The following is a 24,741-nucleotide window of genomic DNA, read 5'->3' on the forward strand; positions in this document are numbered from 1 at the left end:
ACTGTATGCAAAGCGTGCGGGGCCTTCGCGAAGTTCCCGCGCACGTACGCCGACAGCGGATCGCGTACCCTGCGTCGGACCCCCTCCCGGACGGTTCTCCGGTGCCAGGGGCGGGCCGCTCCCCCGGTGCCGCCCGGACCGGGTCGTGGCACGGGTTGTCAGTGCCTCGGTCCACAATGGTCCGCGTCAGATCCGTCAAACGCTTCAGCAAGAGCGCCCCGTAGGCGAGCGACCAGATCAGAAGGAGCCAGGCAGCGATGGCCCGCCGCAGCACGAAGACCCCGCCGCCCGACGATTCGTTCGAGGAGAGAATCCTCGACATCGACGTCGTGGACGAGATGCGTGGCTCCTACCTCGAGTACGCGTACTCGGTCATCTACTCGCGCGCCCTGCCGGACGCCCGTGACGGCCTGAAACCGGTGCACCGCCGGATCGTTTACCAGATGAACGAGATGGGCCTGCGCCCCGAACGCGGCTATGTGAAGTGCGCGCGCGTCGTCGGCGAGGTCATGGGCAAGCTCCACCCGCACGGCGACGCGTCGATCTACGACGCGCTGGTGCGCATGGCGCAGCCCTTCTCCATGCGCGTGCCGCTCGTCGACGGCCACGGCAACTTCGGTTCGCTGGGCAACGACGACCCGCCGGCCGCCATGCGGTACACCGAGTGCCGGATGGCCGAGGCGACGGGCCTGATGACGGAGTCGATCGACGAGGACACGGTCGACTTCGCACCGAACTACGACGGCCAGGAGCAGGAGCCGGTGGCCCTGCCCGCCGCCTTCCCGAACCTGCTGGTCAACGGCTCATCGGGCATCGCGGTCGGCATGGCGACGAACATGCCGCCGCACAACCTGCGCGAGGTCATCGCCGCCGCCCGCCATCTGATCCGGCAGCCGAACGCCGACCTGGACGCGCTGATGAAGCACGTCCCGGGACCCGACCTGCCCACCGGCGGCCGGATCGTCGGCCTGGACGGCATCCGGGACGCGTACGCGACCGGCCGCGGCACCTTCAAGATCCGCGCGACGGTCTCCATCGAGGACTTCACCGCCCGCCGCAAGGGCCTGGTGGTCACGGAACTGCCGTTCACCGTCGGCCCCGAGAAGGTCATCGCGAAGATCAAGGACCTGGTCAACGCGAAGAAGGTCCAGGGCATCGCCGACGTCAAGGACCTCACCGACCGCGAGCACGGCCTGCGTCTGGTCGTCGAGATCAAGAACGGCTTCGTGCCGGAGGCGATCCTGGAGCAGCTCTACAAGCTGACTCCGATGGAGGAGTCCTTCGGCATCAACAACGTCGCCCTGGTCGACGGCCAGCCGCTCACCCTGGGTCTGAAGGAGCTGCTGGAGGTCTATCTGGACCACCGGTTCGACGTGGTCCGGCGGCGCAGCGAGTTCCGCCGCGGCAAGAAGCGCGACCGGCTGCACCTGGTCGAGGGTCTGCTGACCGCGCTGGTCGACATCGACGAGGTCATCCGGATCATCCGGTCCAGCGAGAACTCCGCGCAGGCCAAGGAGCGCCTGATCGAGCGCTTCTCGCTGAGCGAGGTACAGACGCAGTACATCCTCGACACGCCGCTGCGCCGGCTCACCAAGTACGACCGGATCGAGCTGGAGGCGGAGAAGGACAAGCTCACCGCGGAGATCGAGGAGCTGACCCGGATCCTGGAGTCCGACGCGGAGCTGCGCAAGCTGGTCTCGGCGGAACTGGCGGCCGTGGCGAAGAAGTTCGGCACCGACCGGCGCACGGTCCTGCTGGAGTCCGCGGCCACTCCGGTCGCCGTGCCGCTGCAGGTGGCCGACGACCCGTGCCGGGTGCTGCTGTCCTCGACGGGGCTGCTGGCCCGTACGGCGACCGACGCGCCGCTTCCGCGGGCGGCGGGCGGCAAGCGGGTCAAGCACGACGTGATCGTCTCGGCTGTGCGGACGACCGCGCGCGGGGTGATCGGGGCGGTGACCTCGGCGGGCCGGCTGCTGCGCATCAACGTCGTCGACCTGCCGCAGCTGCCCGAGCCGGTGGGCGCGCCGAACCTCTCCGGCGGGGCGCCGCTGGCGGAGTTCGTCTCTCTGGAGGACGACGAGACGCTGGTCTGCCTGACCACGCTGGACGAGTCGTCGCCGGGCCTGGCGCTCGGCACCGAGCAGGGCGTCGTCAAGCGGGTGGTGCCCGACTATCCGTCCAACAAGGACGAGTTGGAGGTCATCACGCTCAAGGAGGGCGACCGGATCGTCGGCGCGGTGGAGCTGCGCACCGGCGAGGAGGACCTGGTGTTCATCACGGACGACGCGCAGCTGCTGCGTTTCCAGGCCTCCATCGTCCGCCCGCAGGGCCGCCCGGCGGGCGGCATGGCGGGCATCAAGCTCACCGAGGGCGCGAAGGTGATCTCCTTCACGGCGGTCGACCCGGCCGCCGACGCGGTGGTGTTCACGGTGGCGGGCTCGCGCGGCACGCTGGACGACTCGGTGCAGACGACGGCCAAGCTGACCCCGTTCGACCAGTACCCGCGCAAGGGCCGGGCCACGGGCGGGGTGCGCTGCCAGCGGTTCCTGAAGGGCGAGGACTGCCTCTCGGTGGCCTGGGCGGGCCCGGCGCCGGCCCGGGCGGCACAGAAGAACGGCACCCCGGCGGAGCTGCCGGAACCGGACCCGCGCCGGGACGGCTCGGGCACGTCACTGCCGAAGACGGTGGCGGTGGTGGCGGGACCGGTGCTCTAGCGACCCGGGCGGAAGCCCGGCAGGGCGACTCGGGCGGAAGCCCGGCAGGACGGCCGGGGCCGGAGCCCAGCACGACGGCCCGAGCCAAGAGCCTGACAGGACGGCCGGGGCCGGCAGCCCGGCAGGGCGATCCGAGCCGGAGCCTGGCAGGGTGGCCGGACGGAAGCCAGGGAGGGTGGCCCGAGCGGAAGCTCCGCAGGGCGATCCGAGCCGGAGCCTGGCATAGGGGCCGGACGGAAGCCGGGGAGGGTGACCGAGCGGAAGCCCGACACGGCAACCCGAGCAGGAGCCCGACAGGACCGCCCGGGCCGAAGCCCGAGACGGCGCCCCGAGCCGGAGCCCGGCACGGGGCCCGGGTGGGTGCCCGGGTGGGTGACCCGAGCGGAAGCCCGAGCCGAAGCCCGGCACGGCGGCCCGGGCGGAAGCCCCGCAGTACGACCCGGGCCAAGAGCCTGACAGCACGGCCCGGGCCGGCAGCCCGGCAGGGCGATCCGAGCCGAAGCCTGGCAGGGTGGCCGGACGGAGGCCCCGCAGGGCGGCCCGGGCCGGAGCCGGCAGGACGGCCCGGGCGGAGGCTAGAGGGGCGACCCGGGTGGGGACTAGAGGGGCGGCTCCGCCAGGTCGGCTGCCGCCTCGTCCTCGTCCGGTCCCTGTACGTAGCGCAGGACGCCCCACATGCCGTGCTCGTCGGCGTGCGGGGTGTCGTTCGCGCAGGCCTCCAGTTCCTTGCGGAGGGCGGCCGCGTCGATGCCGGAGCCGATCAGCACGAGCTGGGTGAGCCGGTCGTCACCGGGTGCCCAGGGTTCCGGGTAGAAGCGCAGGAACCGGCCGACGGCGTGCACGGTGTAGCGGTTGAACGTGTCGTACGGCCCGAAGTCGACGTATCCCTTGATCCGGTACAGCCCCTCGGGCCGGCTGTCCAGGAACCGCATGAGCCGCCGGGGCTCCAGAGGGACGGCGGAGGTGTGGGACAGGCTGTCGTAGCCGGTGTGCAGGTGCCCGGCCCCGCCCGGGTCCCCGTGGTCGTGCAGGTCCTCGAAGGACAGCTGGCCGATGCGCTCCTCGGTCGGCCGGCAGTCGAAGAGGAACTCGGGATCGATCCTGCCGTAGGTGGCGGGCACGACGGCCGCGCGGTCGGTGAGCGAGCGGACGAGCCCGAGGACCCGGTCGGCGTCGGCGGCGCGGTCGAGCTTGTTGACGACGACCAGGTCGGCGAGCGCGAGGTGCCGGTCGATCTCCGGATGCTTCGCGCGCGTGCCGTCGAACTCGGCGGCGTCGACCACCTCGACCAGGCCGCCGTAGACGATGCCGGGGTGCTCGCTGGCCAGGACCATGCGCACGAGTTCCTGGGGTTCGGCGAGTCCGCTGGCCTCGATGACGATCACGTCGATGCCGGCGGCGGGCGCGGCGAGCCGGTCCAGGTACAGGTCGAGTTCCCCGGCGTCGACGGCGCAGCACAGGCAGCCGTTGCCGAGCGAGACGGTCGAGTCGCCGAGAGCGCCGGCGACGGCCATCGCGTCGATCTCGATGGCGCCGAAGTCGTTGACGATGGCCCCGATGCGACTGCCTCCGCTGCGGTGCAGCAGGTGGTTGAGGAGCGTGGTCTTCCCGGAACCCAGAAAACCGGCGAGCACGACGACCGGAATCTGCCGCGGACCGCCGCCGCTTCCGCTTACCAAGCTGTTCCCCAACGGGCGACCTCTCAGACGTACCAGCGCGCACCGGCTCCCGGTGCGCGCACGGGCGTGGACGGAGCGTCCAGGATACGAGCGGCGGGAAGCCGACTCGGGGTGACGACCGGTTCACATTGATGGAATCAACATGTGGCCGTCAACATGTGCAGAGGCCGCTACGGTGGCCCTCATGCGCGATCACGACACCGTCCCCCACCTCCCCGGGCGTCGGCTGACCACCAAGGAGACCGCCGAACTGCTCGGTGTGAAGCCCGAGACGGTCTACGCGTATGTGAGCCGAGGTCTGCTCAGCAGCAGGCGTGCGGCCGGCGGCCGGGCCAGCACCTTCGAGGCCGGGGAGGTCGAGGCGCTCGCCCGCCGCAACCGGCGCGAGGCCGCCGGCAGCCCGGGCACCGGCGGCGACCTGTCCGTCCGCACCCGCATCACGCTGATCGAGCGGGACCGGTACTACTTCCGCGGCGTCGACGCCGTCGAGCTGGCCACCCGTCACCCCTACGAGGAGGTCGCGGAGTGGCTGTGGACCGGCCGGCCCGCCCCGGGAGCGACGTTCACCGCGCCCGCGGCCACCGTCGAGGCCGCCCGGCGCGCGGTGGACGCCCTGTCCGAGCACGCCTCCCCGGTCGACCGGCTGCGGGTGGCGGCGATCGCCGCGGCGGCCGAGGACCCGCTGCGCTTCGACCTGTCCGAGGAGGCCGTGCTGCACACGGCGCGCACCCTCGTCCCCACCCTCGTCGCCGCGCTGCCGCCGGCCCGGCACGGCCACAAGGACGACGGCCCGCTGGCCCACCGCCTGTGGGGCCGGCTGACCGGCCGCCCGGCCGACGAGGCCTCCCTGCGCGTCCTGGACACCGCGCTGGCCCTGCTGGCCGACCACGACCTGGCCGCGTCCACGCTGGCGGTCCGGGTCGCCGCCTCGGCCCGGGCACACGCCTACGCCGCCGTCTCCGCCGGGCTCGGCGTACTGGAGGGCCCGCTGCACGGCGCGGCCTGCGGTCTGGCCCACCGGATGCTGCTGGACGTGCTCGACCAGGGCACGGCGGTCCCGGTGATCGCCGAGGAACTGCGCGCGGGCCGCCGCGTCCCCGGCCTCGGCCACCCGCTGTACACCGGCGAGGACCCCCGCGCGCGGGCGTTGTTCGCGCTGCTGGAGCAGGTCCCGCGCGCGGAGCCCGCGCTGCTCGCGGCCCGGGACGTCGTCGCCACCACCGCCCGGCACACCCCGCTGCACGCCAACGTCGACCTGGCCCTCGCTGTGTTCACCGCCTCCAGCGGCATGCCCGCCGCGGCCGGCGAGACGATCTTCGCCGTCGCCCGGACCGCGGGCTGGATCGCCCACGCCCTGGAGGAGTACGGCGAGCGGCCGCTGCGCATGCGCCCCAGCGGCCACTACGTCGGCCCGCGCCCGCCCCGGACCCTCCCGGAGTAGGACACGGCCGGGCCGGAAGTCACCGCGGGGCGAGTCAGGTTAGGCTCACCTCTGTGAGTAGGTGTGCGACCGTCTCCCGCAGCCTGGACGAGCCGGTGGCCGGTACGGCTGCCACGGCGACGACGTGGCTGCTGCTGGAACAGGCCGGCCCGTGGGGCGCCAAGGCCCTCACGTCCAGCCATCTCGACCCCGCGCTGGGGCGCGCGCTGGAGGCCGCCGCCGACGGAACCGGCGTGCGCGTCGCCCTGATCCGCCGCCCCGGCCGCCACGCCGATCCCGGCCCGCCTCCGATGCGGCAGGTGTACGCCGCGCACACCGTTCCCGGGCGCCTGTGGCTGCACGGTGCCGCCACCCGCGATCCGCGGCACCTGCTCGACCTGGACTTCGCCGCCCTCGGGACGGGCGACCACCGGTCCTTCGGCGCCGCGCTAGGCGGGCGGCCCCATCGGGGCGACCCGCTGGCGCTGGTCTGCACCAACGGCAAGCGCGACCGCTGCTGCGCCCTCCTGGGCCGCCCCCTGGCCACCGAGCTGGTCGCGTCGGGGGTGCGCGGCGTCTGGGAGGTCACCCATCTGGGCGGCCATCGATTCGCGCCCACGGTGCTCGTCCTGCCGTACGGCTACGCCTACGGTCGCGCCGGTGCCCACACCGTCAAGGAGGCCCTGCACGGCGTGCGGGAGGGACGCGTACTGGTCGAGGGGTGCCGGGGGTGCTCCGCGTGGGGGCGGCCCGGCCAGGCGGCGGAGCTGGCCGTGCGCACGGCGGCGGGCGAGTACCGGGCGGGTGTGCTGAGCGTCGTACGGACCGACGGCGCGGCCCCACGCTGGGAGGTCACCGTCGCCCATGCCGACGGCCGCCGGTGGCGGGTCGCCGTGGCACAGGGCGCGGCGCTGCCGCCCCGGCCTGAGAGCTGCGGCGCGGCGGTGCTCGGCACGCCCGCGCGGATGGACGTCGTCGAGGTGCGCGAGCTGAGGCCGACGGCGCTGGCGAGCTGATCCGGCAGGGGCCCCGTCAACGTTGATCAATGGTGGATCAAGAGATCCACGCCACACCCGCTGGGGGCTCCCGGCCGTCCCACGTACCGTCATGGGTATGCGCTCCACCTCCCCCGTACGCCGTCTGCGCCTGCGTCTGCCCCGGCGGATGTTCTCCCAGGTGCTGCTGATGCAGGTGGCGATCGCCGCGGGAGTCGCGGTGCTCGCGACCGGGCTCTTCCTGGCGCCGCTGAGCAGGCAGCTGGACGAGGAGGCGATGCGCCGCGCCCTGGCCATCGCCGAGACCACCGCGCAGGACCCGCAGATCGCCGAAGACGTCCGTACCACCGCGCCGGACAGGAACGGCCCGGTGCAGCGGCAGGCCGAGCGGATCCGGCGGGCCACGCACGCGGAGTACATCGTGGTGCTGGACCGGGACTGGGTGCGCTGGTCACACCCGACGCCCTCGGAGATCGGCCGGCGGGTCTCCACCGACCCTTCGGACGCTCTGGCCGGCAAGGAGGTCATGGAGATCGACAAGGGCACCCTCGGCCGCTCGGCGCGCGGCAAGGTGCCGCTGTACGACGCCCGTCACCGTGTCGTCGGCGCGGTCTCGGTCGGCATCGCCTACGACAGCGTGCGGGCGCGGCTGATCAGCGCGATCCCGGGGCTGTTCGCGTACGCCGGCGGGGCACTCGCGGTGGGCGCGCTGGCCGCCTGGCTGATCTCCCGGCGGGTCCAGCGGCAGACCCGGGACCTGGCCTTCTCCGACATCTCGGCGCTGCTCGCCGAGCGCGAGGCGATGCTGCACGGCATTCGCGAGGCGGTGGTGGCGCTGGACTGCGGCGGCCGCATCCGCCTGCTCAACGACGAGGCGCGGCGGCTGCTCGGGATCGGCGACGAGGCCCTCGGACGGACCCCGGACGAGGCGCTCGGCGCGGGCCGTACGACGGATGTGCTGGCGGGCCGGGTGTCCGGGACCGACCTGCTCACCGTGCGCGGACAGCGGGTGCTGATCGCCAACCGCATGCCCACCGGCGACGGCGGCGCCGTGGCCACCCTGCGCGACCGCACCGAGCTGGAGCAGCTCGGGCGCGAACTGGACTCCACGCGCGGCCTGATCGACGCCCTGCGCGCCCAGGACCACGAGCACGCCAACCGCATGCACACTCTGCTGGGCCTGCTGGAGCTGGAGATGTACGACGACGCCATGGAGTTCGTCGGCGAGGTGGTCGGAGACCACCGGGCCACCGCCGAGCAGGTCGCGGAGCGGATCCGGGACCCGCTGCTGGCCGCGCTGCTGGTGGGCAAGGCGACCGTGGCGGCCGAGCGCGGGGTCGCCCTGTGGGTGTCGGAGCACACCCGGCTCCCGGACCGGCTGGTCGATCCGCGCGGGCTGGTCACGGTCGTGGGCAACCTCGTGGACAACGCCCTCGACGCGGTCGCGGGCACCCCGCACGCGCGCGTGGAGGTCGAGCTGCGCACGGAGGGCCGTACGGTCGTCCTCGGGGTACGCGACACGGGGCCCGGAGTGCCGGAGGGCCAACGGGAGCTGATCTTCACCGAGGGCTGGTCCACCAAGAAGCCGCCCGCGCACGGCAAGCGGGGCATCGGGCTGTCCCTGGTCCGGCGGCTCGCCGAACGGCAGGGTGGCAGCGCGACCGTGGGTCCGGCGGCCGGCGGGGGCGCCGAGTTCACCGTGGTGCTGCCGGAGGCGCTGGCCGAGCGGGAACTGGTGCCCGCGGCGCCCGAGGAACCTGCCGAGGCCGCCGTCGCCGAGGAGGAGGCGCGATGATCGAGGTCCTGGTCGTGGACGACGACACCCGTGTGGCCCGTGTCAACGCCGCCTACGTGGAGAAGGTGCCCGGTTTCCACGTGGCCGGCGAGGCGCACAGCGCGGCCGAGGCACTGCGCCGGGTGGAGAGCCTGCCGCGGCTCGATCTGGTCCTGATGGACCACTACCTGCCCGACGGCACCGGTCTCGCGGTCGTCCGGGAGATGCGCCGGCGCGGCCACCAGACCGACGTGATCATGGTGACAGCGGCGCGGGACGTGTCGACCGTGCAGGCTGCCATGCGGCAGGGCGCGTTGCAGTACCTGGTGAAACCGTTCGCCTTCGCCGGTCTGCGGGCCAAGCTGGAGGCGTACGCCGAGCTGCGGCGCACGCTGGACGGCGGCGGCGAGGCCGAGCAGGCGGAGGTGGACCGTATCTTCGGCGCGCTGTCCGCCCCGTCCGAGCCCGAGTTGCCCAAGGGGCACTCCCCCACGACCGCCGAGCTGGTACGCCAGGCGCTGCTGAGCGCCGAACGCCCGCTGTCCGCCCAGGAGATCGCCGAGCGGACGGGGGTGAGCCGGCAGACCGCCCAGCGGTACCTGAAACTGCTGGAGCGCACCGGCCGGGCACGGCTGACCCTCAAGTACGGCGACGCGGGGCGTCCGGAGCACCGTTATGTGTGGGCGACCCACGCCTGAACGTGGTGGGAAACCGCTCGAGCCCCTTGACTGCGTGTCCGAGGCCCGGCAGCCCGGGCCGATTCCCGGCTCTTCCTCCTCCTTCTCCTCACCCCATCAGGTGGGTCATCGGGCGGGTGGCTTCGCCAGCCCCTTGCTGTAGGCGTACCGCACGGCCTGCGCCCGGTCCTTGAGGCCCGCCTTGGCGAAGAGGTTGTTGATGTGGGTCTTCACGGTCGCTGTCGACACATGCAGCCTGCGGGCGATCTCCTGATTGCTCAGCCCTTCGGCGATCAGCACCAGGACCTCGGTCTCCCGCGTGGTGAGGCCGTCGGGCGGCTGGCCGACGGACGGTGCGGGTTCGGGCTCCGGCCGCGACAGCCGCTCCAGCAGCCGTCTCTGGACACTCGGCGACAGCCCCGCGTCCCCCGACAGCACACTGTGTACGGCGCGCACGATCTCGTCACCGTCCGCGTCCTTGGTCAGGTATCCCCGGGCGCCGGCCCGCAGCGCGGGAAACAGCGACTCGTCGTCCGAGAAGGTGGTGAGCACCACGACCTGGGTTCCGGGGTATTCAGCACGGATCCGCCGGGTGGCCGCCACGCCGTCGCAGCGCGGCATCCTGAGGTCCATCAGCACGACGTCCGGCGCGAGTTCACCGACCAGTCTGACGGCCTCCTCGCCGTCACCCGCCGCCCCCACGACCTCCACACCGGGCAGCAGTCCGAGCAGCATCACGATGCCTTCACGGACCACGGTCTGGTCGTCGGCGACAACCACCCGTGCGATCTTGGTCTGACCCTCCTTCTCCGTCATACGGGCACCTTCAGCGTCACCACGAATCCTTCTTCGTCCGGCCCCGCGTCCAGCGAACCGCCCAGCAGTTCGGCGCGCTCACGCATGCCCAGCAGACCGTACCCACCTCCGGCTCCGTCGAGTTCGCCCGGCCGCCCGCCCGAGTCCCGCACGTCCAGCGTGACTTCGTGCTCGCTGTAGTCGAGCCGCACATTCACTCTGGCGCCATAGGCGTGCTTGCGGACGTTCGTCAGCGCCTCCTGTGCCACCCGCCGCACGGCCTGGGACGCCTCGGCCGGCAGGGGTCTGCGCTCACCTGTGACGGTGACCTCGGCGCCGTCGGCCGTGCTGACGAGTTCGGTCAGGAAGTCCTCCAGCGGTGTCATCTCACCACGCAGCGCGGACAGCGCCTGCCGGGTCTCGGCGAGCCCGTCGCGGGCCATCCCGCGGGCGGCCACCACGCGCTCCAGGACCCGTTCCCGGTCCGCGCCGTTCTCGATCAGCAACCGGGCCGCCTCCAGGTGCACGAGCTGCGCCGAGAGACTGTGGGCCAGCACGTCGTGGATCTCCCGTGCGATGCGGGCCCGCTCGGCCAGCGCGGCGGACTCGGCCTCGGCCGCGCGGGCGGCGCGCTCCTGGGTGAGCAGCCGCTGCGCGTTGCCGCGGGCTTCCGCGTCCAGCCGCAGGACGTACCCGGCGAGGGCCAGGCCGGCCACGGTGGCTGCCGTGGTCAGCCAGACGTCGTTGGTGAACGCGGAGTAGGAGGCCAGCGCCACCGACGCGACGGGGACCGCGGCGCCGAGCGGCAGCCGTTCCAGCGCGCTGACTCCACAGCCGCACCAGATCACCAGGGCCGGGCCTCCGAATCCCGTCGCCTCGGCGGCGACCGCGATACCGAGGAGCACGCCCATGAGCGCGAGGGACGGCACCAGCCGGTGCTCATAGGTCGTCCGGAAGAACGCCCAGGACACGAGAGCGGCGAGCGCGACTCCCGCCGCCGCCGCGAGCGCTCCCCAGACGCCGACGTGGCGCTGGCTGAAGGCCGCCCACAGCAGTATGGACAGCACGAGCAGACGGACCGTCCAGGCGAGCAGGCGCCGGGGTCGGCTGAGGCCCACGGGACCCAGCGCTTCGCGCGACGGCCAGCGTGTCCAGGCGTTCTCTGTCACACGCGCTCCTTCCAGGCCGACGGGTTGTCGCCACCGTACGCCGGGGCGAGTCGGCTCGCGGGGCCGAAGGACTGGGCCCGCCACGCCAGGATCCCGCCGCGGGCCAGCAGTGTGACGGCGAGGCCGAGCAAGAACGCGGAGCCGTCCTGGTGCGGGCCGAGTGCGGTGCAGAGGGCGAGGACACCGGCTCGCAGGGCTATGCCCACGATCCATACGGCGATGCTCGCCGTGGTGCCCTTGGTCCACACGGTGCCGTCCGGCGCGGTCCAGAGCCGGGTGGTCCAGCCCCAGCCGAGGCCGGTGGCCAGGCCGATGATCAGTTCGGCCGCGAGCAGGGCGGCGGATTCCGCGCGGTCATGGGCCTCGACTATGCCGGGTTCGCGCAGCGCGACGACGGTGAGCACGACGGGCAGCAGCCACCAGCGCCGGTCCGTGTCGATCGCGCGAGCGCGGGACTGCCGCACGATCATCACGGCGACGACGGCCACGATCGCCAGCGCGTTGACGAGCCCGGACATCAGAGCCTCCGTGAGCGAAAGGTGGTGCCGGAGCGAGCGCTCCCGACGCCTTCCAAGCTACGGAAATTCGCAGGTCGGGTGATCGGAGCAGGGGTGGATCACGGGTGGAACCTCAACGCGGTCCGCCTCCACCCGCGGGTGGAGAGACCTCCGGGGGCGGGGCGCGGGTCCGCCGCGCCACGGGATGCCCCGCCGACACGGTCCTCTCCGCATGCGCCGACCAGCGCCGGAATACACGGAGCCACGACCGGTTCCGGGTGGCTCGCGGGCCGACGACGCCGACACCGGCCGGCGGGAGTCCGGCAGCCGGCCGAGCCGGACCACGACGCGCGGTGCCACCCGCTCGCTCAGCTGCCCGGCGCGGCAGGCGCGAACGACGAGCACGCCCGCACCGCGGACACCTCCTCCAGCCGATCCATCCCACCGATCGGCCACTCGGCCCGGCCGGCGCTCCGTGTCCGCCGACCGGCCGACCCCGGCCCAGGCTGCGTCTGCCTACCACCCGCTTCCGGCCCGGTCCGCCTCCAGCGCCCGGCCCTGACCCGACGACCGGCGAGACCGGCACGCCTCAGCCGCTCCAGCGCGGGCCACACCCCCGGCCCGGCCGCCCGGCACGCTCCCGTCCCGTCGGCCGAGCCCCAGTGGCAGCGGCTACGCGTCGATGCGGGACCGGTCCAGCGTCGCCGCGGAGCTGGAGATGAACTCCTTCCGAGGCGCCACGTCATTGCCCATCAGCAAGTCGAAGACCTGCTCGGCGGCCTCCAGGTCGGAGAGGTTGATGCGGCGCAGGGTGCGGTGGCGCGGGTCCATCGTGGTCTCGGCCAGCTGGTCGGCGTCCATCTCGCCGAGGCCCTTGTAGCGCTGGATCGAATCCTTGTACCGGATGCCCTTGCTCTGGAATTCCATGAGCTTGTCGCGCAGCTCGCGGTCGGAGTACGTGTAGACGTACTTCTCCTGGCCCTTCTTCGGCTGGATCAGCTCGATGCGGTGCAGCGGCGGCACGGCGGCGAAGACCCGGCCCGCCTCGACCATGGGCCGCATGTAGCGCTGGAACAGCGTCAGCAGCAGACAGCGGATGTGCGAGCCGTCCACGTCGGCGTCGGTCATCATGATGATCTTGCCGTACCGGGCCTGGTCGATGTCGAAGGTGCGGCCCGAGCCGGCTCCTATGACCTGGATGATCGCCCCGCACTCGGCGTTCTTGAGCATGTCGGTCACCGACGACCGCTGCACGTTCAGGATCTTGCCGCGGATCGGGAGCAGGGCCTGGAACTCGGAGTTCCGCGCCAGCTTGGCCGTACCGAGCGCGGAGTCGCCCTCGACGATGAACAGCTCGCTGCGGTCGACGTCGTCGCTGCGGCAGTCGGCGAGCTTGGCCGGCAGGGACGAGGACTCCAGGGCGGTCTTCCGGCGCTGGGCGTCCTTGTGCTGGCGGGCCGCGACCCGGGTGCGGGCGGCGGCGACCACCTTCTCCATGACGACCCGGGCCTGGGCGGCGGCGTCCCGCTTGGTGGCCGTCAGGAACGCCTTCAGCTCGCTGCCGACCACATTGTTCACGATGCGGCGGGCCGCCGAGGTGCCGAGGACCTCCTTGGTCTGTCCCTCGAACTGCGGCTCGGCCAGGCGGACCGTGACGACGGCGGTCAGGCCCTCCAGGGCGTCGTCCTTGACGATGTTGTCCTCGGCGACGCGCAGCAGCTTCTTGGCGCGCAGCACGTCGTTCATGGTCTGGGTGAGGGCCTGTTCGAAGCCGGCGACGTGGGTGCCGCCCTTGGGGGTGGCGATGATGTTGACGAACGACCTGACCGTCGTGTCGTAGCCGGTCCCCCAGCGCAGCGCGATGTCGACGCCCAGCTCGCGGGTTACCTCGGTCGGGGTCATCTGGCCGTGTTCGTCCAGAACCGGGACGGTCTCCTTGAAGGTGCCCTTGCCCGAGAAGCGGAGGACGTCGCAGATCGCCCTGTCGTTCGCCAGATACTCGCAGAACTCGCTGATGCCGCCGTCGAAGCGGAAGGACTCCTCGCCCTTGCTCCCGCCCTCGCCGAGGCCCAGCTCGTCGCGGACGACGATGGTCAGGCCGGGCACCAGGAACGCGGTCTGCCGGGCGCGCTGGTGCAGGGTCTCCAGGGAGAGCTTGGCGTCCTTGAGGAAGATCTGCCGGTCGGCCCAGTAACGCACGCGCGTGCCGGTGCGCGTCTTGGGGACCTTCTTGGTCTTGCGCAGGCCGCTCTTGGCCTCGAACTTCGCCTCGGCCCCGTCGGCGGCGAAGGCACCGGGCACGCCCCGCCGGAAGCTGATCGCGTGCGTGTGGCCGCCGCGGTCCACTTCGACGTCGAGACGGGCGGAGAGCGCGTTGACCACGGAGGCGCCGACGCCGTGCAGGCCGCCGGAGGCCGCGTAGGACCCGCCGCCGAACTTGCCGCCGGCGTGCAGCTTGGTCATGACGACCTCGACTCCGGACAGGCCGGTCCGCGGCTCCACGTCCACGGGGATGCCGCGGCCGTTGTCCCGCACCTCCACCGAGCCGTCGTCGTGAAGGATCACCTCGATGTGGTCGCAGACACCCGCGAGGGCCTCGTCCACCGAGTTGTCGATGATCTCCCACAGGCAGTGCATGAGGCCGCGACTGTCGGTCGAGCCGATGTACATACCGGGGCGTTTGCGCACGGCCTCAAGGCCCTCGAGGACGAGCAGGTGCCGCGCGGTGTAGTTGGAACCGTCGCGGTCTGCTCCTGCCAGCAGAGCTGTGGACGGCACGGACGTCTCGGCGGTCACGCGGTTCGCTCCTCGCTGAATTTCAGATGGCCCCCTTCTGGGTAAGGGGGCGGCTTCGGTCGCCGCTCAGAGGGTACCGAGCCCTGGTAGAGCCGGTGTAACGCCACCCTCGTCGGCACTTCACACTAGTCCAGCCTCGCATGCCTGTTCGATCCCTCGATGGAGTGAAGCACATATCACGTTCCCTTTGGGGCATGAACCATTTAGGCTCCGGGCACGTCCTCATGAACAACCGGCAACCCAGCCGGGAGGACGACACAGCAAGAGAGCGCGAACCCGTACGCACCCAAGACACGCAATACGGCACATTCGCCGCCAACCGGCAGCAGACAGCCGTCCCCGGAAAAAATTTTCGCGGAAAGGCCACGAGCGGGAACGTTTTCGGGCTGGTTGGATGTTGACCCTGGTACGACAGCTCGTCGAGCTAGAGAAGAGGCGACGTGACTACTGTTCTGACCCCCGCGAGCCCGCTGACGGCCGCCGATCGCTGCGACCGCTGCGGCGCCCAGGCATACCTGCGCGTCGTGCTGCTCAGCGGCGGAGAACTGCTCTTCTGCGCCCACCACGGTCGCAAGTTCGAGCCGGAACTCAAGAAGATCGCCGCTGAGATACAGGACGAGACCGAGCGACTGACGTCCGCTCCGGGCCCCGCTTCCGAAGAAGAGCGCTGAATCTCGCAGACACGACGAGCCAGCCCCGGCACAGGCCGGTGATCGGGCGGCCGCTCCTCACCAGGAGTGGCCGCCCGTGCTCATATCCGCTCACGCGCTCAGGAGCGGCCGTGAGGCCGCTTCCCGACCCCTGTGGCCGACTCCAGGGCCCGTACGACCTCGGAGACGCGCGTGTAGACGCCGGGGTGTTCCGGCTGCCCGCAGCCACTCCCCCACGACACCAGGCCGATCAGCCGCCCCTGGGCCACGAGGGGGCCGCCGCTGTCGCCCTGGCAGCCGTCGGGCCCTCCGGCGACCTCACCGGCGCACAGCATCGTGGTGGCCTGATAGGCACCCTCGGGGCCGCCCGGGTAGGCCTTGGCGCACACGTCATCGGAGAGTACGCGTACGTGTGCGGCACGCAGCCGCCGCGCATAGGCTCCCTCGCCGGTCGTGTCGCCCCATCCGGACACCAGTGCCTCCGTACCGGTCCGGTAGGCCGCGTCCCCGGCGCGGGCCATCGTGATGACCGCGCTCTCCGGCAGGGGCCTGGCCAGCACGGCGACCGCGAAGTCCCCGGAGTTGGTCGTGCGGTCGAACCGGGGATTGAGCCGGATCTCCCGTACGGCGATCTCCTCGCCCTGCGATGACAGCAGATCGGTGCGGCCGGCGATGACCTTCAGGTCGCGCACCCGGTTCGGCGGCACCCCGAGAGCTTCTTCGCTCAGACAGTGTGCCGCCGTGAGCACCGTGGTCCGCCCGACGGCCACAGCGCCGCAGAACTGCCCGGCCCGCGTTCCGCCGAACAGGTCACGGCTGGCCAGTGCGACCGTCCACGGGGCCTGGGAGACATCGATCGGGAAGCCCCCGACGACCACGCTGCCGGCGGCCGGGTGAGCCGTGCCCACCACAGGTATGGCGGCCATGGCGGCCGCCAGCGCCAGCGGCCGGACCAGTGCCCGGGTAAGGGAACGGCGCATACGGGCTCCTCACTCTCAGGACTTCCTGGGGCACCCAGAGTGATTCACCGAGCCGGATCGCGCAGCACGAAGGCCCGGCTCCCGCGAGGGGAACCGGGCCTTCGGCGCCGTACGGCCGCGACTTAGTCGAGGTAGTCGCGCAGCACCTGGGAGCGCGACGGGTGGCGCAGCTTCGACATGGTCTTGGACTCGATCTGGCGGATGCGCTCACGCGTCACGCCGTAGACCTTGCCGATCTCGTCGAGGGTCTTCGGCTGACCGTCGGTGAGACCGAAGCGCATGGAGACGACGCCGGCCTCGCGCTCGGACAGGGTGTCCAGGACGGAGTGCAGCTGCTCCTGAAGGAGTGTGAAGCTGACCGCGTCAGCAGGCACGACGGCCTCGGAGTCCTCGATGAGGTCACCGAACTCGCTGTCGCCGTCCTCGCCCAGCGGGGTGTGCAGGGAGATGGGCTCACGACCGTACTTCTGGACCTCGATGACCTTCTCAGGGGTCATGTCGAGTTCCTTGGCCAGCTCCTCCGGAGTGGGCTCGCGGCCCAGGTCCTGGAGCATCTGGCGCTGCACGCGCGCGAGCTTGTTGATGACCTCGACCATGTGCACCGGGATACGGATGGTGCGGGCCTGGTCGGCCATGGCGCGGGTGATCGCCTGACGGATCCACCAGGTGGCGTACGTGGAGAACTTGTAGCCCTTGGTGTAGTCGAACTTCTCGACCGCGCGGATCAGACCGAGGTTGCCTTCCTGGATGAGGTCCAGGAAGAGCATGCCGCGGCCGGTGTAGCGCTTGGCCAGGGAGACCACCAGGCGGAGGTTGGCCTCCAGGAGGTGGTTCTTGGCGCGGCGGCCGTCCTCCGCGATGATCTCCAGCTCGCGCTTGAGCTTCGGGGCGAGCTTGTCGGAGTTGGCGAGCTTGTCCTCGGCGAAGAGACCGGCCTCGATGCGCTTGGCCAGCTCGACCTCCTGCTCGGCGTTGAGCAGGGGGACCTTGCCGATCTGCTTCAGGTAGTCCTTGACCGGGTCGGCGGTGGCGCCGGCCGCGGCGACCTGCTGCGCGGGCGCGTCGTCCTCGTCCTCGTCGGACAGGACGAAACCGGCGCTCTCGGTGCCCTCGGGCTCGTCGGCGACCTTGGTGTCCTCGAGAACCTCGTCCTCGAGAAGCTCGACGTCGTCCTTCTTGGCGGTGGTCTTCTTGGCGGCCGTCGCCTTCTTCGCGACGGTCTTCTTGGCGGTCGCCTTCTTGGCGGCCGTCGTCTTCTTCGCGGCAGCCTTCCTGGCGGTGGCGGCTTCCTCGGCGGAATCGGCGGAATCAGCTGCGGACGCGGCGGTGGGCGCCGCGGGGGCGGCCGTGGTGGCGGTGGCCTTCCTGGTGGTCACCGTCTTCGCCGCGACCGTCCTGGTGGCGGTGCGCTTGGCCGGGCTCTTCGCTGCGACGCTCTTGCGGGTGCGCTTGGGCTCTGCGGCACTGACCATCAGCGTCACACCCTCTTCCTCAAGGATCTGGTTGAGGCTGCGCAGTACGTTCTTCCACTGAGTGGCCGGAATCTGGTCAGCTTCGAAGGCCCGACGCACATCGTCGCCGGCGATCTGCCCCTCAGCCTTTCCCCGCTCAATGAGCGCCATGACAGAGACGGACTCGGCGATCTCCGGCGGGAGCGTACGGGATGTGCTGGCCGACACGAACAACCTCTCGGAACGTTGGAAAACGGCTTCCGGCACCGTCCACTGCGGACAGGAGCCGACCACCGGCCTGGGAATGGGCCGACGGCGCGGGCGGGGGCCGGGAAGATGCACAGCGCCATGCATGGCGTCCGTATTCCCTCCGCGGCTGTCACCTCTTAGGTCATCGCGCTGTCTTCACGAGCGTTACGCCCATTCTGCGTGGCCCGAGTCACACCCCGTAAGTGGTCAAAAGTGGCCAGATGTGCGCAGACGAGGTCATCGGTGGTCTCTTTCCCGGCTGCCTCCGCTACCAGGGGGCCTGTCGCACCGCCGGACGCCGCCGGACTCCAGAAGGTCCGGCGAGGTCCGGCGGCGGCCGGTACCCGGGCCCGGCGCCACCGTGAGCACCACCAGGACGCCGCACACTGGCGACCGCACCACGTCCCTCGCGGGTCAGTGCTCGCGCGGGGCGGGCACCACGCGCTCCACCTCGGGCTGGACCGTGAGCAGCTGGCGCATGGCCGTCTCCGCCGCCGCGCCGTCGCCGGTGCCGAGGGCGTCGACGATCCGCGCGTGCTGGGCGAGCGACGCCTCGCTGGGGCGGTCACAGGCGGTGACCGGGCCGCCGGAGACCTGGAGTGCCGCCGAGACGATGCCGGAGAGGTGCTCCAGCATGCGGTTGCCCGCGATCTGGATCAGCATCGCGTGGAACTCGTTGTCCGCCCGCGCGTACGTGAGCGCGTCGCCCTGCGCCATGGCGTGGCTCATGATCTCGACCATGTCGCACAGGCGCTGCTGCACCTCCTCGCGTCCGTGGCCGGCGGCGAGGCGGGCGGCCAGCGGCTCGATCGTCCAGCGCAGCTCGCTGAGCTCCCGGCGCTGGTTGTCGCGCTGCGGCCCGAAGGCCCGCCACTCGATGATGTCCGGGTCGAGGAGGTTCCAGTCGCTGACGGGACGCACGCGCGTGCCGACGTTCGGGCGGGCGCTGACCAGGCCCTTGGCCTCGAGGACGCGCAGGGACTCGCGGACGACGGTGCGGGAGACCTCGAAGCGCTGGCCGATCTCCTCCGGCACCAGCGGGCGGTCCGCGCCCAGGTCGCCGGAGACGATCATCTGTCCCAGCTGCTGGACGAGTTGGCCGTGCAGCCCGCGTCCGCGGCTGGCCGCGGCCCGCCGGCCGACGCGGCCCAGTTCGGGTTCCCCGGTGTCCCAGGCGGAGGTGCCGGCGCGGTCGGCCACCGGGCCTTCGGCGTAGGGGTAGCGGTCGAGTTCGCCCGGGCCGACCAGACCTGAGTCTGCGGAGCGGGCGGCGGTCATCATGGTGTGCGCAAGGGTACTCACGGATCCTTTGTCGGCGTCGCCTTCAACTCCCTTGAGGTCTTTGGTGAAAAGCACACGAAAGGGTGATCGCTCACCCCGTCGCAATTGACGCCTTATCGGAAAGAAATGGCCTTTCTGCGGGGAGTTGCGGGCAGAGCAGGGCCTCAAGTGTGCGAAGGGCGGTCAGCGCAGCCGGGTCCGCAGCGCCGTGCACAGATACGCGCAGAGGAGCCCCGCGAGCGACAACGCCAGTGCGCCGCCGAAGGGTTGAGCGAGGATGCGCGCGGCCGCGAGCAGGTACCGGTCGCCTCCGAAGGGCCACTGCAGCAGGAAGACCTCCCGCATCCGCACGGGGAAGTCCGCCGCCAGGCGCACGGCCGGGCCCTGGAGCGCCTTGTGGACGACGGGTACGAGGAGGACGGGCACGGCGAGCACCGCGGCCAGCCCGGCCGTGGTGGACCGGAACACGCCGGCCGCCAGCACACCGGCCCAGGCGCAGCCCACGATCAGCCCGAACCAACTCGCGGTCAGCGGGAGCCAGTCCGCGGGAACTTCCGTCAGCTCCCGGCCGTAGACGACGTAGAGCGCTTCGGCGTCGCAGCCAAGGGTGAGGAAGGCGAGCAGCCACGCGGTGGCTCCGGAGACGAGCAGTTTCGCGGTGAGCAGCCCCAGCCGGCGGGGGACGGTGCCGCGGTCCGCCGCGAGGGCGGGGTGGCGGAACTCGTCTCCGAAGGCCAGCGCGCCGAGCAGTCCCGCTCCCAGCGCCGCGGGCGGCAGCGGCAGCTCGCGCGGCCACGCCGCGAACAGCCGCGCCTGCGGAGTGTGACCGATCCGGGCCAGGAGCAGGGCGGTGAGTACGGACACGACGAGTACGGCGCCGCAGGTGAGGAAGCCGGTGCCGATGCCGGCGGCGCGCCGGATCTCGTAACGGAGCGGGCGGAGCGGGCTCGGGGCGGGGCGGACGGAGATGGGGGGCGGGAGGGGAGAGGAGACGAGGACCGCGCGGTCACGGTCGGGGTGGCCCGGCTGGTCGGCTTGCGTCTGCCGGGCACCGGAGTTCCTCGCCCCCGGCAGGCGGAGACGAGCGCCGAGGACGGCCGTCGCGCGGGTGGACGTGCCGTCGGTCCGCGGCCTGGCGGGTGACGCGTCCGCGCGACGGCCGGTCTCCGGTGCGGCCGTCGCCCCCGCGGGCCGGCCGCCATCGCTGCCGTTCTCGCCGTTGCCCGCCGACTCGGCGCGGCGGTGCCGCGGCTGTGCGGTTCTTCCCGGAGCCTCGGCGGACGTGCCGCCCGCACCGGACGCGGTGCCGGTCCGCGTGGAGGCGCCGGCCGGGGCGGCCACGGCGGCGGGGGCCGCGTCGCGGGTCGCCGGACCGTCGGCGGGCAAGGCCGCGACGGCCGGGGCCGCGTCGTGGGACGGAGCGCCGGAGACTGCCGTGGAGTGATCCCGTCCGATCTGTCGTTCGACGGCGCGGGAATGCCCGCCGTCGGTGTTCCGTGCCCACTGCGGGGCCGAACGGGCGGACGCGGACCGCCCTTCGGCCATCGGGGACGAGCCGGCCGCCGCCCGCTCCGTCTCCGGTGCCGGCGGTTCGGACGGGGCGTGTTCCCGCCGCCCGGCCGGCTGTCCGGACGCTGCCGCGTCGCCTGGCGAGAGTCCCTGGGCCGGGTTGTGCGGCCCTGCGGTCCGGTCGAGGGCCGTTGAGCGGAGGTCGGCCGGGTCCCGCTCCGGCCGGGCCCGCCGATCGGCAGGCGCCGAGTCCGACACGGTCGGCCGGGATTCGGCACGGCGCCCGTCCTCGTCGCTCTGTGCTCCGGCGCCCGGTCCCATGTCGCCAACCTCGTCGGCGAGTTGATGGACGAGAATGCCGTGGCGGAAGGCGATCTCACCGACGTCGGCGGTCGTGCTGCCGTACACCGACAGGCGGTTGCCGCCCTCGCGCACGACTTCGACGGAGCGGCGGGCGGTGCGGGCGTCCTTGGCGAGCAGGGCGGCGAGGCGAGCCGCGTGGGGGCTGCGGACGGCCACGCGCCGACGCAGCCGGGTGCGGGCGAAAACCCTTGCCTCCTGCTCGGCGACGAGCCTGCCGCCGTCGAGCGTGACGACCCGGTCGGCGGTCCGCGCGGCCTCCTTGGGCACGGCCGTGGTGAACAGCACCGTGCCGCCCTGGTCGGCGTGGGCCCGCAACATGCCGTGCAGCCACTGGGCCTCCCGGGCGGAGAGGCCGTCGGTGGGTTCGTCCAGGACGAGCGTGTGCGGGTCGGGCAGCAGGGCGCAGGCGAGACCGAGTCTGCGGTCCATGCCGCGCGACAGCGTGTCGAGGCGTTCCTCACGGAAGCTGACGAGACCCACCACTTCGAGCACCTCGTCGGCTCGTCGCGCGGGAACTCCCGCCGCCGCGCACAGCATGCGCAGATGACCGCGGACCGAGCGGGCCGGATGACCGGGCACATCGCCGAGGAGTACGCCGACTTCCCGCGACGGATGGGCGATCCGGTGCAGAGGACGGCCTCTGAAGTAGGTGACACCGCGCCCTTGTTGGAGTTCAAGCATGAGTTTGAGCGTCGTGGTCTTTCCCGCGCCGGCGCGTCCCAGGAGCGCGGTGACTTGCCCGGCACGCGCTTCGAAGGAGACATCGTCGACGGCGGGCGGATGCGCCTTGCGGGAATTGCTGGTCAGTCCGAAGGCCTGGATCACCTGCAGCAAGATAGCGCGACATGTCTGGTTTTTCGGGTATAAGGCGATTTGCGGGAAGGCGCCATGCGAGCCGGCCCCGCCTTTGTCCACCGTTCGATGGAGCCCGGGGTCGACGCGAACGCGCGGCGGCCGACGAGTGGCGGCGGCAGGCGGCAGGTCAGGCGATCACCGGGCCGCCTTCCCGTGCCTCAGACCTCGGGACGCAGCATCGGCGGGTTGAGCAGCGTGGCGCCGCCGGCCCGGAAGAGCTGGGCCGGCCGGCCGCCCTGGCGCGTGGTCGTCCCTCCGGTGGGGACGAGGAAGCCGGGAGTTCCGGTCACCTTGCGGTGGAAGTTGCGCGGATCGAGGGCCACGCCCCACACCGCCTCGTACACCCGGCGCAACTCGCCGACGGTGAACTCGGGCGGGCAGAAGGCGGTGGCCAGCGACGAGTACTCGATCTTGGAGCGGGCGCGTTCCACGCCGTCCGCGAGGATCTGGGCGTGATCGAAGGCGAGCGGTGCCACGGGCTCGCCCTCGCGGCCGTAGCCGCCCTGCTCGAGCAGTTCCTCGACCGGGGCCCAGCGCGCGTTGCTGGCGTCGCCGCCGGCCCGCGGCGCGGGCAGGTCGGGTGCGAGCGCGAGATGCGCGACGCTGACGACGCGCATGCGCGGGTCCCGCTCGGGATCGCCATAGGTGGCGAGCTGCTCCAGATGGGCTCCGTTGTCCTGCGCCGGAGCGGCGGGGTCGTGGGCGCAGAGCCCCGTCTCCTCGGCCAGCTCGCGCGCCGCTGCCTGGGACAGATCCTCGTCGGCCCGCACGAAGCCTCCGGGCAGCGCCCAGCGCCCTTGGAAAGGCGGCTCCCCCCTGCGTACCGCCAGCGCGCACAGGGCATGGCGGCGCACGGTCAGCACGACCAGGTCCACGGTGACGGCGAAGGGCGGAAAGGCTGACGGGTCGTAGGGCATGCCGCGATCATAGTCGTCTCCCTGACGATAAACACTCCCCCCGATGGCCGCATCGAGGCTGTTCCGCTTCGTTCCGGCATGACGCGCGAGGTCGGGCCTCCCTCCGGCGGTCCGGTGGCCTTGGGCAGTGCTCCGTCGCTGCCAGCGGCCCTTTCAGCAGGTCGGGAGCGTCCTTCAAGCAACCGGCCGAGGTGTTCGGCGCGGACCTTGCCGGGCAGGCCCGACGGCGAGGCGGTGGGCGCCGGGCGGGCCGGTGTCGACGGTCAGGTGGGGCACGGCGCACACCGGTCGGCGGTCATGCGTCGCCCTCGGGTCGTGTACGTACGCCGTCCGGGTGCGCACCGCCGGGCGCGGTGTCGTCAGGGCTGATGCGCGTGCGCGTGGTGCTCGCTCCCCGGGTGCCGGGCCGGGTGGGGCCGGCCGGGGCCGACCGGGGGCGGGAGTCGGCCGGCCTGCGCCGGTCGGCCTTGGTCCGGGCCGTGTGACGGTCGTCGTCGCGCGCCGTGCTCCGTGACCGGCGCCTGCGCTGCCCGCCCGGCCGGGGGCCGGAATCCCGGCCGTCCGCCGCGGCCCCGGGCGCCGGGGCCGGGTCCTGAGCGGGCTCGGCGAGCGGCTGCTGCGGTGCGGGAACCTGGGCCGGCTCGGTGAGCGGCTGCTGCGGTGCCTGGTCCGTTCGCCGGGTGGTCCGCTCCGGTGGGTCCGAGGGGCTCTGGGCGCGCAGGCAGCGGCGGACCGCTTCCGGGTCGAGCCCTTCGTTGCATGCCTGGTGCAGCAGGCGGGCGAAGAGGTAGTCGGGGTCCGCGCCCAGCGCCATGGCCAGTGCCTCGCGCGCCTCCAGTTCGTCGCCCGTGGACCAGGCGACCCAGCCCGCGAGGGTCAGCGGTGCGGCGGCGTGTTCGCTGTAGGGGCCGACGCAGCGGCGGGCCAGGGCGCGCCAGAGTCGCAGTGCGGGACCTGCCACGTCCCCTTCCATCCAGGCGGCGGCCCTGTCGCGGGTCGTACGGTCCTGGAGTCCGAGGATCAGGGCCGCCGCCTCGTCGGCGCCGAGGAGGCCGTCGTCGCGGACGTCCGCCGGATGCGTGCCGGAGACCGGTGCCGCCGCGGCCAGGCGGTGGATGATCCGCTCGGCGAGTGCGAGGGTCTCCTCCGCCACCTGCCGGCGGGTCGTCTCGTCCAGGATGCGGGGCACCAGGCTCATGCCCGCCGCGTCCAGGGCGATCTCCTGGTCCAGCGCCGCGGTGGACTCCCGGGGTTGCAGCCTGGCGCGCAGTTCCTTCAGCGTGCCGCGCACCTGGAGGCCGGCGTAGGTGGCCGCCGCGGCGAGCACGGAGGTGCCGGGCAGACCCATCGGCGAGCCTTCCTCGGGGCAGCAGCCCGCGACCGGGCAGCAGTACGACCAGAAGCGTCCGTCCGAGACGCACAGGGCCTCGACGACCGGCACGTCGAGGCTGCCGCACTCGATGCGCATCAGCTGGGCGAGCCTCGTCAGCCGCTGTTTGACATCCCGGCCGGACTCTCCGGGGCCCGGTTCCTGGCAGACGTAGGCCACCATGCCCTCGGGCCGGGCGCCGCGCCGCTCGCTGCCGGTCACCAGCCCGCGGGCCAGCTGCCGGGCGGCGGCCTCCCAGTCCTCCTCGTTCGCGGGGATGCCGAGCCGGGCCCGGCCGCCGAACCGGCCGCGGCCTCCCCGGTCGTGCAGGGCGAGAAGCACCATGCTGTCCTCGGGGCGGTAGCCGAGCAGGTAGGGCAGGGCGTCGGCCAGTTCGGCGGGGGTGCGCAGGGTGACCTGCGCGGCGTGGTCGGCCGGTCCGGCCGAAGGGTCGTGACCGGAGATGTCGTCGTTTCCGAAGGGTCCGGCGGTTTCGCTGTGATTCGTCATGCGCCGACGATCTCGCGGATCTTCGGATTCCGCTTGACCCTGTGGACAACTCGGATCAGGGACACGACAAGGCCGTTCTGGTTGTCCACAG

The 24,741-nt window shown here is 72.4% G+C and carries 17 protein-coding genes; 6 read left to right on the plus strand and 11 right to left on the minus strand.

What is annotated here, in order from left to right:
* Positions 1-257 precede the first annotated feature (257 nt).
* Complete coding sequence (locus tag SCK26_RS09695) at positions 258-2,714, plus strand: DNA topoisomerase IV subunit A (protein WP_318200873.1); 2,457 nt, start codon at positions 258-260, stop codon at positions 2,712-2,714.
* 599 nt (positions 2,715-3,313) lie between these two features.
* Here the strand turns inward: SCK26_RS09695 and SCK26_RS09700 are convergent.
* Positions 3,314-4,405, minus strand: coding sequence for a GTP-binding protein (locus SCK26_RS09700; protein WP_318200874.1), 1,092 nt, complete (start codon positions 4,403-4,405; stop codon positions 3,314-3,316).
* 172 nt (positions 4,406-4,577) lie between these two features.
* Here SCK26_RS09700 and SCK26_RS09705 point away from each other — a divergent pair, with 172 nt between their 5' ends.
* The 4 genes from SCK26_RS09705 to SCK26_RS09720 all read left to right on the plus strand — a co-directional run bounded on the left by SCK26_RS09705 (position 4,578) and on the right by SCK26_RS09720 (position 9,280).
* The gene (locus SCK26_RS09705) at positions 4,578-5,834 is read left to right on the plus strand and encodes a citrate synthase (RefSeq protein WP_318200875.1); all 1,257 of its coding nucleotides are present in this window, start codon (positions 4,578-4,580) and stop codon (positions 5,832-5,834) included.
* Positions 5,835-5,887: 53 nt separating this feature from the next.
* Positions 5,888-6,829 carry a sucrase ferredoxin gene (locus SCK26_RS09710; RefSeq protein ID WP_318200876.1) on the plus strand — a complete coding sequence of 314 codons (942 nt, stop codon included), beginning with the start codon at positions 5,888-5,890 and terminating at the stop codon, positions 6,827-6,829.
* Positions 6,830-6,926: 97 nt separating this feature from the next.
* Complete coding sequence (locus SCK26_RS09715) at positions 6,927-8,603, plus strand: sensor histidine kinase (protein ID WP_318200877.1); 1,677 nt, start codon at positions 6,927-6,929, stop codon at positions 8,601-8,603.
* The gene (locus SCK26_RS09720) at positions 8,600-9,280 is read left to right on the plus strand and encodes a response regulator (RefSeq protein WP_318200878.1); all 681 of its coding nucleotides are present in this window, start codon (positions 8,600-8,602) and stop codon (positions 9,278-9,280) included. Before SCK26_RS09715 ends, SCK26_RS09720 begins: the two co-directional genes overlap by 4 nt.
* Positions 9,281-9,385: 105 nt before the next feature.
* On the opposite strand, the gene SCK26_RS09725 is transcribed toward SCK26_RS09720, so the two are convergent.
* The 4 genes from SCK26_RS09725 to SCK26_RS09740 all read right to left on the minus strand — a co-directional run bounded on the left by SCK26_RS09725 (position 9,386) and on the right by SCK26_RS09740 (position 14,516).
* Positions 9,386-10,075 carry a response regulator transcription factor gene (locus SCK26_RS09725; RefSeq protein ID WP_318200879.1) on the minus strand — a complete coding sequence of 230 codons (690 nt, stop codon included), beginning with the start codon at positions 10,073-10,075 and terminating at the stop codon, positions 9,386-9,388.
* A complete protein-coding gene (locus SCK26_RS09730) occupies positions 10,072-11,223 on the minus strand; it encodes a sensor histidine kinase (protein ID WP_318200880.1) in 1,152 nt (383 codons plus the stop codon). The genes SCK26_RS09725 and SCK26_RS09730 overlap by 4 nt, the downstream gene beginning before the upstream one ends.
* Positions 11,220-11,741 carry a CcdC protein domain-containing protein gene (locus SCK26_RS09735; RefSeq protein WP_318200881.1) on the minus strand — a complete coding sequence of 174 codons (522 nt, stop codon included), beginning with the start codon at positions 11,739-11,741 and terminating at the stop codon, positions 11,220-11,222. Before SCK26_RS09735 ends, SCK26_RS09730 begins: the two co-directional genes overlap by 4 nt.
* Positions 11,742-12,392: 651 nt before the next feature.
* Complete coding sequence (locus SCK26_RS09740) at positions 12,393-14,516, minus strand: DNA topoisomerase IV subunit B (protein WP_318200882.1); 2,124 nt, start codon at positions 14,514-14,516, stop codon at positions 12,393-12,395.
* A gap of 440 nt (positions 14,517-14,956) precedes the next feature.
* Here SCK26_RS09740 and SCK26_RS09745 point away from each other — a divergent pair, with 440 nt between their 5' ends.
* Complete coding sequence (locus tag SCK26_RS09745; RefSeq protein WP_318200883.1) at positions 14,957-15,187, plus strand: hypothetical protein; 231 nt, start codon at positions 14,957-14,959, stop codon at positions 15,185-15,187.
* 98 nt (positions 15,188-15,285) lie between these two features.
* Here SCK26_RS09745 and SCK26_RS09750 read toward each other — a convergent pair whose 3' ends face one another.
* From SCK26_RS09750 to SCK26_RS09775, 6 genes are all read right to left on the minus strand, one after another.
* Positions 15,286-16,146 (minus strand): serine protease, encoded by an 861-nt coding sequence (locus SCK26_RS09750; protein ID WP_318200884.1) that lies wholly within the window; start codon positions 16,144-16,146, stop codon positions 15,286-15,288.
* Positions 16,147-16,268: 122 nt separating this feature from the next.
* The gene (locus tag SCK26_RS09755) at positions 16,269-17,825 is read right to left on the minus strand and encodes an RNA polymerase sigma factor (RefSeq protein WP_318200885.1); all 1,557 of its coding nucleotides are present in this window, start codon (positions 17,823-17,825) and stop codon (positions 16,269-16,271) included.
* 435 nt (positions 17,826-18,260) lie between these two features.
* A complete protein-coding gene (locus SCK26_RS09760; protein WP_318200886.1) occupies positions 18,261-19,148 on the minus strand; it encodes a FadR/GntR family transcriptional regulator in 888 nt (295 codons plus the stop codon).
* A 162-nt stretch (positions 19,149-19,310) separates the two neighbouring features.
* Positions 19,311-21,824, minus strand: coding sequence for an ATP-binding cassette domain-containing protein (locus tag SCK26_RS09765; RefSeq protein WP_318200887.1), 2,514 nt, complete (start codon positions 21,822-21,824; stop codon positions 19,311-19,313).
* Positions 21,825-22,012: 188 nt separating this feature from the next.
* Positions 22,013-22,771, minus strand: a complete 759-nt coding sequence (locus tag SCK26_RS09770) for an NUDIX hydrolase (RefSeq protein ID WP_318200888.1) — start codon at positions 22,769-22,771, stop codon at positions 22,013-22,015.
* A 295-nt stretch (positions 22,772-23,066) separates the two neighbouring features.
* Positions 23,067-24,650 (minus strand): DUF4192 domain-containing protein, encoded by a 1,584-nt coding sequence (locus SCK26_RS09775; RefSeq protein WP_318200889.1) that lies wholly within the window; start codon positions 24,648-24,650, stop codon positions 23,067-23,069.
* Between the last annotated feature and the right edge of the window lie 91 nt (positions 24,651-24,741).

This window comes from Streptomyces sp. SCL15-4 (assembly GCF_033366695.1).
Classification (GTDB): domain Bacteria; phylum Actinomycetota; class Actinomycetes; order Streptomycetales; family Streptomycetaceae; genus Streptomyces.